This window comes from Modestobacter caceresii (assembly GCF_000761485.1).
GTDB lineage: Bacteria > Actinomycetota > Actinomycetes > Mycobacteriales > Geodermatophilaceae > Modestobacter > Modestobacter caceresii.
On the sequence record NZ_JPMX01000021.1, the window covers coordinates 24,434 to 37,403 of the forward strand.

Sequence of the window (12,970 nt, forward strand, 5' to 3'; positions counted from 1 at the left end):
GAACCGCTGTCCCACCAGCTGAGGAGCTGCACATGACCGTCCTGCAGAAGAAGCCCGACAACCCGATCGCCCACCTCTCCGAGGCCGACATCGAGGCCATCGGCCGCGAGCTCGACGCCATCCGGCAGACCGTGGTGGACAGCCGGGGCGAGGACGACGCGGCCTACATCCGCCGGGTCATCGACGTGCAGCGCAAGATGGAGCTGGCCAGCCGGGCCGTGCTGCTGTTCTCCAAGTTCCCACCGGCCTGGGTCCTCGGCACCGCCGGGCTCTCGGTCGCCAAGATCCTGGAGAACATGGAGATCGGGCACAACATCCTGCACGGGCAGTGGGACTGGATGCGTGACCCGAAGATCCACTCCACGACGTGGGAGTGGGACATGGCCAGCCCGTCGGAGCAGTGGAAGCACTCGCACAACGTGCTGCACCACACGTACACGAACGTGATCGGCAAGGACAACGACCTCGGCTACGGCATCATGCGCGTCGACGAGGACCAGAAGTGGGTGCCGCTGTACCTGCTGCAGCCGGTGTGGAACTTCATCAACGCCTGCTTCTTCGAGTACGGGATCGCCGCCTACGACCTGGAGCTGGGCAAGAACCTGGCCACCAAGGAGCGGCGGGCCGACCCCGGCTTCCGTGCCCGCGGCAAGCAGGTGCTGAAGAAGATCGGCAAGCAGATGACGAAGGACTACGTGGTCCACCCGGCGCTGTCGGGCCCGTCGTTCCTGCCCACCCTGGCGGCCAACTTCACCGCCAACGTGGTGCGCAACCTGTGGTCGCACTCGGTGATCATGTGCGGGCACTTCCCGGAGGGCGTGGAGACCTTCGAGAAGAAGTCCATCGACGGGGAGACCCGCGGTGAGTGGTACCTGCGCCAGATGCTCGGCTCGGCCAACATCTCCGGCAGCAAGGCCATGCACATCATGACCGGGAACCTGTCCCACCAGGTCGAGCACCACCTGTTCCCGGACCTGCCGTCCAACCGGTACGCCGAGATCGCCCCGCAGATCCGCGACCTCTTCGCCCGCTACGGGCTGCGATACCACTCCGCGTCGCTGCCCCGTCAGGTCGGCTCGGCGTGGCACAAGGTCATCCGGCTGTCGCTGCCCAACGGCTGGCTGGCCCAGACCACCCCGGCCAACGCCCCGGCCCAGGTCGTCAAGCTCTACAAGATGACCACCGGTGGCCCGAAGGTGCGGCGGGCGCTCCAGGCCGCCGCCTGACAGACCGGCCCCGCACACAGCACGAGGCCCGCCAGGAGATCTCCTGGCGGGCCTCGTGCCGTCCCGGGTGGGTCAGCCGGCGGTGGGCTGCGGCTTGACCGCGAGGACCGGCCGGTCGGCGTCCAGCAGGATCCGCTGGGCGCTGCTGCCCATCAGCAGCTTGCCGACGGGGGAGCGGCGGCGCAGGCCGATCACGATCACCGAGGCGTTCACGGAGTCGGCCACCCGGAGCAGCTCGTCGGCCAGGTCGCCGGTGTGCGGGGTCTGCCGCAGCTCCAGGGCGATGCCGTCGGCCTCGGCGCGAGAGGTCAGCGACCGGACCAGCTCCGGTGGTGCGACGTCGGCGCTGACCGGTGCTCCGCCCCGCGGGGTGTTGAGCACCAGCAGCCCCTCCTGCCGGCGGCGGGCCTCGGCGAGACCGGCCGTGAAGGCAGCCTCGCCCTCGGGCGTGGGGACGAAACCGACGAGGACGGTCACACGAGCTCCTTGGTGTTCGGGTCGGACGTGTCCTGGGCCGGCTCCTGCCGCCGGCGGCTCCGCAGGGTCGCCACGAAGGGGTAGACCGCCACGAGCAGGAACACGACGAGCAGGGTGCCGGAGATGGGACGGGTGAAGAAGCCGGTCGCGTCGCCGTCGAAGATCAGCAGCGAACGGCGCAACCCGTCCTCCAGCAGAGCACCCAGCACGAAGGCCAGCAACAGCGGGCCGGGGTCGAAGCCGGCCTTCTTCATCAGGTAGCCGAGCACGCCGAAGACGATGACCAGCACGATGTCGAAGACGCTGTTGTTGACCGTGTAGACGCCGATCAACGTGATGAGCACGGTGATCGGCGCCAGGATGGCCGGCCGCACCCGGAGGATCTTCACGAACAGCCCGACCAGCGGGATGCTCATGATCAGCAACAGGATGTTGCCGATGTACATCGAGTTGACGACGCCCCAGAACAGCTCCGGCTCCTCGGTGACCAGCTGCGGGCCGGGGGTGACCCCCACCACCAGCAGGGCGCCGAAGATCACCGCCATGGTCGCGTTGGCGGGGATGCCCAGCGTGAGCAGCGGGATGAAGGACGACGTCGCGGCGGCGTTGTTCGCCGTCTCGGGCCCGGCCACGCCCTCGACCGCCCCCTTGCCGAAGCGCTCCGGCGTCTTGGAGCGCCGCTTCTCCACCGCGTAGGCGGCGAGCGAGGAGAGGGTCGCACCACCCCCGGGGAGGATGCCGAGGAGGAAGCCGATCACCGACCCGCGGCCGATCGCGCCGGAGGACTGGCGCAGGTCCTGGCGGGAGGGCCAGACGTTGGCGACCTTGGTCGGCGCCTGGGTGGCGTTGTGCCGCTGTTCCAGGTTGTAGAGGATCTCGCCGAGACCGAAGAGGCCCATCGCGATCGGCACGAAGTCCAGGCCGTCGGCCAGGTTCAGGTTGCCGAAGGTGAACCGCTCGGTGGCGGTGAAGCCGTCGCGGCCGACCGTGGCGAGCAGCAGGCCGACACAGGCCGCGACGACCGCCTTGAGCCGGCTGCCGCTGCTGACGGTGGCGACCAGCAGGATGCCGAGCAGCGCCAGGGCGGTGTACTCCGGCGGCCCGAAGTCCAGCGCGAAGCTGGCCACGAGGGGAGCGAGGAAGGACAGCGCGACGATCGAGATCGTGCCGCCGGCGAACGAGCCGATCGCCGCGATCCCGAGCGCGGTCCCCGCCCGGCCCTGGCGGGCCATGGCGTAGCCGTCGAAGACGGTGACCACCGACGACGCCTCGCCCGGCAGCTTGAGCAGGACGGAGGTGATCGTGCCGCCGTACTGGGCGCCGTAGAAGATGCCGGCCAGCATGATGATCGCGGTCACCGGCTCGATGCCGATGGTGATCGGCAGCAGGATCGCGATGGTGGCGGCGGGGCCGAGGCCCGGCAGCACGCCGACCAGCATGCCGACGACGACGCCGATCAGGCAGTAGAGCAGATTGGTCGGTTCCAGGACGACGGCGAAGCCGTCGAGCACCGGGGCGAGGTCCAACGGACTCTCCTCAGAAGAGGTGCGGGATGGGGACCGAGAGGGCCGCGACGAAGACGAGGTAGAAGGCGACCACCACGCCGATGCTGACGAGCGCGGACGTCCGCCAGCTCTCGCCGCCCAGGAAGCGGAGCCAGACGAAGGCCAGCAGTGCGGAAGGGATCTCGAAGCCGATGGTGCCGATGAGGGCGACGAAGACGAGCATCGTGGCCAGCCCGGCGAGGACCAGCCAGGACGATCTCGAGAACTGCTCGGTGTCGGCGGTCCGGCGGGCGGTGGCCGCCAGACCCAGGCCCAGCACGACCAGCAGCACGCCGAGGATCAAGGGCCAGATGCCCGGTCCCGGCGTGCGTGCGGTGCCGGCGCCGAGCGCCAGGGCGCCGACGGCCGCGGCTGCCCCCAGCGCGACCACGAGCGCCGCGATCACCAGGTTCGAGGCCGGGCCGGCCGGTGGCGGGCGGTGCTCGGCCTCCTCCTCGACCTCCTGCGCGAGCTCCTCGAGGTCGTGCAGCGTCGAGGGGGTGTCGGTGGTCGCCGGTGCGGTGTCGTCCGGGTGGGGGGCCACGTTCCCCTGGGGGTGGCCCCGGCGGCCGTGCGGCCGCCGGGGCTCCCCGGGGTGTGCGCCCCGTCGTGCGCAGAGCTCACGAGTTCTCCTCGCTCCTGCTCGGGGTCATCGGGACGCAGGTCGCGTCCCGGACCATCGGGGACCCGAGGATCACGCATCTCCACCGAGGTCGATGCCGTACTCCTCGACCACGGCACGGTAGTTGTCCAGGTTCTCGGTCCACCGCTCCCGGATCTCCTCACCGTCGACCTCGAGGGGGGTGAGCAGGTTGTCCTCGTTGAGCTGCTGGTAGGCCTCCGTCTCGAACGCGGCCTCGAAGCCGTCGCGCAGCGTCTGCATGACGTCGTCCGGCACGCCCTGGGGGGCGAAGACGGCGCGCGACTGCTGCACCGGCACGTCGTAGCCGGCCTCGACCGCGGTCGGGGTGTCGGGCAGGTAGCTCGGACGCTCCTCGGCGAAGGTCACGATCGGGGTGAGGCCGCCGGACTCGATCTGCTCGATGGCCTCACCGAGCTGGACGGAGCCGACGTCCACCTGCCCGCCGAGGACGGCGGTCAGCGTGGGTGAACCGCCGTCGAACGGGACGGCGGTGGCGTCGATGTCGGCCTGGGCGAACAGCAGCTCCTGGGACAGCTGGCTGCCGGTGCCCACCCCGGTGGTGCCGAAGGTGATCGGGCGACCGGCCGCGGCCAGGTCCTCGACCGTGCCGAAGCCCGAACCTGGCGCCGTCACCAGGACGTAGTCGTCCAGGGAGAGGCCCGTGACGATGTCGAAGTCGGCGATGTCGGGGGCCTCGCCCTCGCCCACCGCGAGCGGGGTGATGTAGGCCAGGCTGCCGTTGTAGACCATGAGGGTGTGGCCGTCCGGGTCCTCGCCGGCCAGCTGCTGGGCGGCCAGTGCACCGTTGGCACCGGGCCGGTTCTCCACGGTCACCGGGACGCCGAGCTCGTCGGAGAGGCCGTCGGCCGCCGCGCGGGCGATCAGGTCGGTGCTGCCGCCGGGGTCCTGCCCGACCAGCATCGTGATCGGGTCGCCGCCGGGGAACTCCTCCTCGGAGTCCGACCCGCCGCCGACGTTCCCCCCGCAGGCGGTGAGGGTGAGGGCCAGGGTGAGTCCGGCGCCGGACAGTGCCCAGCGACGGGCGCGGTGGTTCGTGGTCATGGTGGTTCTCCTCTTCGAGAAGCCGTCGGTCCGGCCTGGGGGTGCTGTGAGTGCCGTCACGAACGCGGGGACGACCGAAGAGTAGGAACGGCCGCTCATGCCTGTCCAAATCCATTGCAGCATTGATTGATACCTTCGGTGCATGGCGTTCACCTTGGAGCAACTCCGCGGTTTCGTCGCCGTCGCCGAGGAGCTCCACTTCGGTCGCGCGGCGGAGCGGCTCTCGATGACCCAGCCACCGCTCAGCCGGCAGATCCAGAAGCTGGAGCGGGTGGTCGGCGCCCAGCTCCTCGAGCGGGACAACCGGCGGGTCGGCCTCACCGCCGCCGGTGAGGTCTTCCTGGTCGAGGCCCGCCGGCTGCTCACCCTGGCCGACGGTGCGCCGGAGCTGGCGCGCCGGGTCTCCTCCGGGTCCAGTGGCGTGCTGCGGATCGGCTTCACCGCGGCGTCTGCCTACGGCGTGCTCGGCCGGCTGCTCGACGACCTGGGTGCCGCCCTGCCCGACGTGGACGTCGACCTGGCCGAGATGGTGACCAGGGAGCAGGTGGCGGGCCTGCTGGCGGAGGAGATCGACCTCGGGCTGGCCCGGCCGCCGTTCGACGCCGAGCGGTTCGGCTCCCGGCTGCTGCACCGCGAGTCCCTCCTGGTCGCCGCCCCGCTGGGGCACCGGCTGCTCGCGCTGGACCGGCCGGTCACCGCGGCCGACCTGGCCGGTGAGCCGGTGGTGATGCACTCGCCGACCCAGGCGCGGTACTTCTACGACCTGGTGGTCGGGTTCGTGCCGGCGGCCTCGGAGAACGCGGTGCACACCGTCAGCCAGGTGCTCACCATGCTGTGGCTCGTCGCCGCCGGCCGGGGGATCGCGTTCGTCCCGGAGTCGGCAGCCGGGCTGACCATCGCGGGGGTCGGGCTGGTGCGCCTGGAGACACCGGTGCGCGAGCCGGTCGAGCTGCACCTGCTCTGGGCTCGGGAGTCGAAGAACCCGGCCCTGTGGCGCGCGCTGGACGTCCTGGCGGATGGGCAAGCGCTTTCATGATGCCCTGAGCGCATTGAACGATGCGGAACTGCTCTTGGACAGGCATCGCCGGCCGTTCCTAGGGTGACCTCGACCACCGCCCGCGACCTCCGGTCGACCAGTGCGCGGACCCGTCGAACCCAAGGACACGACCTGTGACGTTGCTGCCCCCGGATGCTCTCGCTGACCGGCTGAAGTCCGGTCTGCTGTCGTTCCCGGTCACCCACTTCGACGCCGAGCTGCAGTTCGACGAACAGCGTTACCGCGAGCACCTGGCCTGGCAGTCGGGCTTCGACGTGGCCGGCCTGTTCGCCGCGGGCGGCACCGGGGAGGGCTTCTCGCTCACCCCCGCCGAGATCGACCGGGTGGTCCGGGTGGCCGTCGACGAGGTGGCCGGCCGGGTGCCCGTCATCGCCCCGGCCACCGGTGGCACCGCCGTCTCCGTCGCCCAGGCCCAGGCCGCCCAGGCCGCCGGCGCCGACGGCCTGCTGCTCTTCCCGCCCTACCTCACCGAGGCCAGCCAGGCCGGTCTGGTCGAGCACGTCAGCGCCGTCTGCCGGGCCACCGATCTGGGGGTGGTCGTCTACAGCCGGGCCAACGCCGTGCTCACCGACGGTGCCGTCGCCGAGCTCGCCGACCGGAACCCCAACCTCATCGGGCTCAAGGACGGCATCGGCGACATCGAGCAGATGACCCGCACCTACGCCAAGGTCGGCGACCGGCTCATCTACGTCGGTGGCCTCCCCACCGCCGAGACGTTCGCGCTCCCGCTGCTGCAGCTGGGGGTGAGCACGTACTCCTCGGCGCTGTACAACTTCGTGCCCGAGTTCGCGCTCCGGTTCTACGCCGCCGTCCGCGCCCAGGACCGCGTGGCGGTGTACGGGATGCTCAACGACTTCGTCCTCCCGTACCTCGACATCCGCGACCGGGCCCGCGGCTACGCGGTCTCGATCGTGAAGGCCGGTCTCACCGCGGTGGGCCGGGACGGCGGCCGGGTGCGCCCGCCGCTCACCGACCTGACCGAGGCCGAGCTCGGCGAGCTGACCACGCTGGTCTCCAAGGTCTCCTGAACCAGGTCTGCCGGACCCGCTGCCCGCCGTCTGCTGAGAGGAACCCGATGACCGGCACCACGCCGACCGTCGCCCGCGTCGAGGTGGTGCCCGTCGCCGGGCACGACAGCATGCTGCTGAACCTCAGCGGCGCGCACGGCCCGTTCTTCACCCGCAACATCGTGATCGTCACCGACAGCGAGGGCCGCGAGGGCGTGGGGGAGGTGCCCGGCGGCGAGGAGATCCGGCGGACGGTGGCCGACGCGGGCCCGCTGCTCGTCGGGCAGCCGGTGGCCGCCTTCGGCCGGCTGCTGCGCTCGGTCGCGGACGCCTTCGCCGACCGGGACGCCGGCGGCCGGGGTCTGCAGACCTTCGACCTCCGGACCACCGTCCACGCGGTGACCGGGCTGGAGTCCGCGCTGCTGGACCTGCTCGGGCAGCACCTGGGGGTCCCGGTCGCCGAGCTGCTGGGCGACGGGCAGCAGCGCGACGCCGTGCCGATGCTGGGCTACCTCTTCTACATCGGGGACCGGACGGCGACCGACCTGCCCTACGTCGCCGAGCCCTCGCAGGCCGACGACTGGGAGCGGCTCCGGCGTGAGCCCGCGCTCACGCCCGAGGCGGTCGTGGCCCTGGCCGAGGCGGCCCAGGCCCGCTACGGCTTCACCGACTTCAAGCTCAAGGGCGGCGTGCTCGCCGGCGAGCAGGAGGTCGCCGCCGTCCGGGCACTGGCGCAGCGGTTCCCCGACGCCCGGATCACGCTGGACCCCAACGGGGGCTGGCTGCTCTCCGACGCCGTCCGGCTGCTCGGCGACCTGCACGGGGTGCTCGCCTACGCCGAGGACCCGGTCGGGGCCGAGGGCGGCTTCTCCGGGCGGGAGGTCATGGCGGAGTTCCGGCAGGTCACCGGGCTGCCGACGGCCACCAACATGATCGCCACCGACTGGCGGCAGATGGCACACGCCGTCCGGTCGCACGCCGTGGACATCCCGCTGGCCGACCCGCACTTCTGGACCATGCGCGGTTCGGTGCGGGTGGCCCAGCTGTGCGCCGACTTCGGCCTGACCTGGGGGTCGCACTCCAACAACCACTTCGACATCTCGCTGGCGATGTTCACCCAGGTGGGGGCTGCCGCACCGGGGGAGATCACCGCGCTGGACACCCACTGGATCTGGCAGGACGGCCAGGCGCTCACCCGGTCGCCGTTGCAGATCCGGGACGGGGCGATCGCCGTCCCCACCGCCCCGGGGCTCGGTGTCGAGCTGGACCGGGACGCCCTGGCCGCGGCGCACGAGCTCTACCGCGAGCACGGGCTCGGCGCCCGGGACGACGCGGTCGCCATGCAGTACCTCGTGCCCGACTGGGGCTTCGACCCCAAGCGTCCCTGCCTGGTGCGCTGACCCCGATGCCTGGAGCTGCCATGACGACGACCTCCGCCCCGACCCCGACCACCACAGCGCCCGCTGTCCTGGACCGGATCGAGTCGATCTCGCTCTCCTCGGTCACGCTGCCGCTGCCCAACCCGATCAGCGACGCGAAGGTGTTCACCGGCCGGCAGCGGCCGATGACCGAGGTGGCGTTCCTGTTCGCCGAGATCCGTACCGAGGCGGGCCACGAGGGCGTGGGCTTCAGCTACTCGAAGCGGGCCGGCGGGCCGGCGCAGTTCGCCCATGCCCGGGAGGTCGCCCCCGGCCTGATCGGCGAGGACCCCAACGACATCGCCCGGCTGTGGACCAAGCTGGTCTGGGCAGGGGCATCGGTCGGCCGTAGCGGGGCCTCGACGCAGGCGATCGCCGCGATCGACGTGGCGCTGTGGGACCTCAAGGCCAAGCGCGCCGGGCTGCCGTTGGCCAAGCTGCTGGGCGCGCACCGCGACTCGGTGCGTTGCTACAACACCTCCGGCGGCTTCCTGCACGAGACGATCGAGCAGGTCAAGGACAACGCCACGCGCACGCTGGAGAGCGGCGTCGGCGGCATCAAGATCAAGGTCGGGCTGCCGGACTCGGCGGAGGACCTGCGTCGGGTGCGCGCCGTCCGCGAGCACCTGGGTGACGGCGTGCCGTTCATGGTGGACGCCAACCAGCAGTGGGACCGGCCCACGGCCATGCGGGTCAGCCGCCGGCTGGAGGAGTTCGACCTGGTGTGGATCGAGGAGCCGCTGGACGCCTACGACGCCGAGGGGCACGCCCAGCTCGCCCGCTCGCTGGACACCGCGATCGCCACCGGGGAGATGCTCACCAGCGTCGCCGAGCACCGCGAGCTCATCCGGGCCGGCTCGGTCGACATCCTGCAGCCCGACGCCCCGCGGATCGGCGGCATCACGCAGTTCCTGAAGCTGGCCGCGCTCGCCGACGACGCGAACCTGCAGATCGCGCCGCACTTCGCGATGGAGATCCACGTGCACCTGGCCGCGGCCTACCCGCACGAGCCGTGGGTCGAGCACTTCGACTGGCTGCACCCGCTGTTCAACGAGCGACTGGAGACCCGCGACGGCCGGATGCACCTGTCCGACCGCCCCGGTCTCGGTGTCACCCTGACCGAGCAGGCGCGCGCCTGGACCGTGGACCGCGTCCACGTCGACGCGCCCCACTGACCCGCCACCCCGAACCGACAGGAGCACCCATGACCGACGTCGTGAGCATCGACCCGCGCACCGGACAGGCGGCCGAGGTGGTCGCACAGGAGACCACCCCCGAGGAGGTGGCCCGGCTGTGCGAGGCGGCCCTGGCCGCTGCCCCGGCTCTGGAGGAGATGGGCCGGGCCGGCCGGGCCGGCCTGCTGCGGGCCCTCGCGGACGCGCTGGAGGCCCGGCGGGAGGACGTCGTCGCCGTCGCCGACCGGGAGACCGCCCTGGGCACCGGCCGGCTGAACGGCGAGCTGACCCGTACCGCCTACCAGCTGCGGCTCTTCGCCGAGGTGCTCGGAGAGGGCAGCTACCTCGAGGCCACCATCGACCACGCCGGTGACACCCCCATGGGCCCGCGCCCGGACCTGCGCCGGATGCTCCTCCCGATCGGCCCGGTCGCCGTCTTCGGCGCCAGCAACTTCCCGCTCGCCTTCTCCGTGCCCGGCGGCGACACCGCCTCGGCTCTGGCGGCCGGCTGCCCGGTGGTGGTGAAGGCGCACGGCTCGCACCCGGCCACCTCCCAGCTGGTCTTCGAGGTGTTCGTGGCCGCGGCCCGCGAGGCCGGCGCCCCCGAGGGGACGCTCGGCCTGGTGCACGGCCTGCAGGCCGGCGCGACCCTGGTCGCCCACCCGGCCATCCGCGCGGTCGGCTTCACCGGCTCGGTGAACGGCGGCCGTGCGCTGCTGCAGATCATCGAGCAGCGCCCGGACCCGATCCCGTTCTTCGGGGAGCTGAGCAGCCTGAACCCGGTCGTGGTCACCCCGCAGGCCGCCGCCGAGCGCGGCAGCCAGCTCGGGGCGGAGCTCGTCGGGTCCTTCACCCTCGGTGCCGGTCAGTTCTGCACCAAGCCCGGCCTGGTGCTCGTGCCCACCGGTGCCGAGGGCGACCAGGTCGTCGACGCGATGGCCGAGGCGGTGCGCGGCAGCAGCCCGCAGGTGCTGCTCAACGAGGGCATCGCGGCGTCGTTCGGGAAGCTGTCCGCCGCCATCGCCGAGGCGCCGGGGGTCACCGCTGTCGCCCGCGGCACCGAGGGCGACGGCACCGGTTTCGCCGCGACGCCTCTGCTGCTGAGCACCTCGGCCGCCGGGCTGCCCGAGCAGGTCACCGAGGAGGTCTTCGGCCCGGTCACGGTCGTGGCCCGGTACGACGGCGAGCCGGAGCTCTTCTCCGCGCTGGCGAAGATGCCCTCCTCGCTCACCGCCACGGTGCTGCGGGGCGCAGGGGAGACCCAGCTGCCGCTGGCGGTCTCCCAGGAGCTCCGCACCCGGGCTGGCCGCATCGTCTACGACGCCTACCCGACCGGTGTCGCGGTGTCCTGGGCGCAGCACCACGGCGGGCCGTGGCCGTCGACCAACTCCCAGCACACCTCGGTCGGCACCTCGGCGATCCGCCGGTTCCTCCGCCCGGTCACCTGGCAGGGCGCCCCGGCCGACGTGCTCCCGGCCGAGCTCACCGACGACCACACCGGCATCCCGCGGCGGATCGACGGCGTCCTCCAGCTGCCGGCGTGAGCGCGCGGGTCGCGCTGGTCAGCAGCGAGCGGGGACTGCGGGTCGACCCGGACCTGCCGATCGCGGCGCCCGCGTTGCGCGCGGCCGGGCTGGCGGTCGACCTGGTGCGCTGGGACGACCCGGACGTCGACTGGGCGGACTACGACCTGGCCGTCGTCCGGTCCTGCTGGGACTACGCCTGGCGGCGGGCGGAGTTCCTGGCCTGGGCCGCCGCCGTCCCGCGGCTGCGCAACCCGGTCGAGGTGCTGGCCTGGAACACCGACAAGGCCCACCTGCGCGACCTCGTCGCCGCCGGGCTGCCCGTCGTCCCGACCGTCTGGGACCCCACCGACGTCGCCGCGCTGCCGGAGGCGGGGGAGTGGGTGGTGAAGCCGTCGATCTCGGCCGGCTCCCGGGACACCGCCCGGTGGACCCAGCCGGCGGCGGTGCTCGGGCACGTCGCCGAGCTGACCGCGGCCGGCCGGACGGCGATGGTCCAGCCCTACCTGGCCAGCGTGGACGACGCCGGGGAGACCGCGATGCTCTTCCTCGGCGGCCGGTTCTCCCACGCCGTGCGCAAGGGCCCGCTGCTGCAGCGCGGCGAAGGGGTGCGCCAGGACCGCGACAGCCGCGGCGACCTGCGCGCGGTCGAGCCGACCCCGGAGCAGCGCGCGATCGCCCAGGCGGTGTTCGACGCGGTGCCGTCGCTCGTGCCCGGTGCCGCCCCGGTGCTGTATGCCCGGATCGACCTGGTCGCCGATGCGGGCGGCTCCCCGGTGGTGCTCGAGCTCGAGCTGGCCGAGCCGAGCCTCTTCCTCCCGCAGGCCCCAGACGGCGCCCTCGCCCAGCTGGTGGCCGCGGTGGAGGACGCGATCCGGTGACCGCCACGGTGCGGCCTGCGGCCACGTGACCGCGGTCCTGAGCGGGTTCGCCGCCCTGGCCGCGGTCATCGCCGTCGGCTGGCTCACCGGCCGCACCGGAGCACTGGGCCCCGACGCCGCCGGGGTGCTTTCCCGCCTGTCCTACTTCGTCGCGACGCCGGCGTTGCTGCTGCTGACGTTGGCCGAGGCGGACCCGGCCGGGCTGTTCACCGCCGCTCTGGTGGCCACCGGCGGCAGTGCCCTGGTCGCTGCCGCGCTGTACGCCGGGCTCGCCCGCTGGTGGTGGCGGTTGCGCCCGGCCTCGCTGACCACCGGCGCGCTCGCGTCCTCCTACGTCAACGCCGGGAACCTCGGCCTCCCGATCGCGGTCTACGTGCTCGGCGACGCCACCTACGTGGCGCCGGTGCTGCTCTTCCAGGTGCTGGTCATGGCCCCGGTGGGGCTCGCGGTGCTGGCCGGCTCGCGCGGGCCGGATGCGGGCGCGCCGTCCCGCTGGCACGTGCTCACCCAGCCGGTGCGCACGCCGGTGGTGCTCGGCTGCCTGGTCGGCCTGCTGCTGGCCGAGACCGGGTGGCGGCTGCCCGCGGTCGTGCTCCAGCCGGTCGAGCTGCTCGCCGCCCTCGCCGTCCCCGCGGCGCTGCTCGCCTTCGGGTCGAGTCTGCACGGGGCGCCGCGGCCGGCGTCCGGGGACGGCGGTGGCCAGGTCTGGCTGGCCGTTGCGCTCAAGACGGCGGTGCAGCCGGCACTGGCCTACGCGCTGGGCCGCTGGGGGGTCGGCCTGGCGGGGGTGCCGTTGCTGGCGGTCACGCTCACCTCCGCCCTGCCCACCGCACAGAACGTGTTCGTCTACGCCACGACCTACGACCGGGGCAGTGCGGTGGCTCGCGACGTGGTGCTGCTGACCACCGTGCTGTCGGTGCCGGTGCTGCTCGGTGTGGCGCTGTTGCTGCGATGAGA

12 protein-coding genes are annotated in these 12,970 nt (G+C 72.6%); 8 read left to right on the forward strand and 4 right to left on the reverse strand.

Annotation, left to right across the window (positions count from 1 at the left end; translation table 11 throughout):
* The first annotated feature begins 32 nt into the window (after positions 1-32).
* Positions 33-1,226, forward strand: a complete 1,194-nt coding sequence (locus IN07_RS06325) for a fatty acid desaturase family protein (RefSeq protein WP_036334444.1) — start codon at positions 33-35, stop codon at positions 1,224-1,226.
* Between the two features lie 72 nt (positions 1,227-1,298).
* Here the strand turns inward: IN07_RS06325 and IN07_RS06330 are convergent, their stop codons facing one another.
* From IN07_RS06330 to IN07_RS06345, 4 genes are all read right to left on the reverse strand, one after another.
* Complete coding sequence (locus IN07_RS06330; RefSeq protein ID WP_036334445.1) at positions 1,299-1,703, reverse strand: universal stress protein; 405 nt, start codon at positions 1,701-1,703, stop codon at positions 1,299-1,301.
* Positions 1,700-3,229, reverse strand: a complete 1,530-nt coding sequence (locus IN07_RS06335) for a tripartite tricarboxylate transporter permease (RefSeq protein WP_036334446.1) — start codon at positions 3,227-3,229, stop codon at positions 1,700-1,702. Before IN07_RS06335 ends, IN07_RS06330 begins: the two co-directional genes overlap by 4 nt.
* A 10-nt stretch (positions 3,230-3,239) precedes the next feature.
* Positions 3,240-3,791 (reverse strand): tripartite tricarboxylate transporter TctB family protein, encoded by a 552-nt coding sequence (locus tag IN07_RS26220; RefSeq protein WP_036334448.1) that lies wholly within the window; start codon positions 3,789-3,791, stop codon positions 3,240-3,242.
* Positions 3,792-3,941: 150 nt separating this feature from the next.
* A complete protein-coding gene (locus tag IN07_RS06345; protein ID WP_036334449.1) occupies positions 3,942-4,952 on the reverse strand; it encodes a Bug family tripartite tricarboxylate transporter substrate binding protein in 1,011 nt (336 codons plus the stop codon).
* 142 nt (positions 4,953-5,094) lie between these two features.
* Here IN07_RS06345 and IN07_RS06350 point away from each other — a divergent pair, with 142 nt between their 5' ends.
* The 7 genes from IN07_RS06350 (at position 5,095) to IN07_RS06380 (ending at position 12,968) form a co-directional block, all read left to right on the forward strand.
* Positions 5,095-5,988, forward strand: coding sequence for a LysR family transcriptional regulator (locus IN07_RS06350; protein ID WP_036334451.1), 894 nt, complete (start codon positions 5,095-5,097; stop codon positions 5,986-5,988).
* Between the two features lie 134 nt (positions 5,989-6,122).
* Positions 6,123-7,037: a 5-dehydro-4-deoxyglucarate dehydratase gene (kdgD, locus tag IN07_RS06355; RefSeq protein WP_036334452.1), complete on the forward strand. Its 915-nt coding sequence runs from the start codon at positions 6,123-6,125 to the stop codon at positions 7,035-7,037.
* Positions 7,038-7,084: 47 nt separating this feature from the next.
* On the forward strand, positions 7,085-8,416 hold the full coding sequence (locus IN07_RS06360; RefSeq protein ID WP_036334453.1) for an enolase C-terminal domain-like protein: 1,332 nt from the start codon (positions 7,085-7,087) through the stop codon (positions 8,414-8,416).
* A gap of 20 nt (positions 8,417-8,436) precedes the next feature.
* Positions 8,437-9,609 (forward strand): L-talarate/galactarate dehydratase, encoded by a 1,173-nt coding sequence (locus tag IN07_RS06365; protein ID WP_036334455.1) that lies wholly within the window; start codon positions 8,437-8,439, stop codon positions 9,607-9,609.
* Positions 9,610-9,638: 29 nt separating this feature from the next.
* Positions 9,639-11,153 carry an aldehyde dehydrogenase (NADP(+)) gene (locus IN07_RS06370; RefSeq protein WP_036334457.1) on the forward strand — a complete coding sequence of 505 codons (1,515 nt, stop codon included), beginning with the start codon at positions 9,639-9,641 and terminating at the stop codon, positions 11,151-11,153.
* Entirely contained in the window at positions 11,150-12,013 is an 864-nt protein-coding gene (locus IN07_RS06375) for an ATP-grasp domain-containing protein (RefSeq protein ID WP_036334458.1), read from the forward strand. The genes IN07_RS06370 and IN07_RS06375 overlap by 4 nt, the downstream gene beginning before the upstream one ends.
* 25 nt (positions 12,014-12,038) lie before the next feature.
* Positions 12,039-12,968 carry an AEC family transporter gene (locus IN07_RS06380; protein WP_036334459.1) on the forward strand — a complete coding sequence of 310 codons (930 nt, stop codon included), beginning with the start codon at positions 12,039-12,041 and terminating at the stop codon, positions 12,966-12,968.
* Positions 12,969-12,970 lie beyond the last annotated feature (2 nt).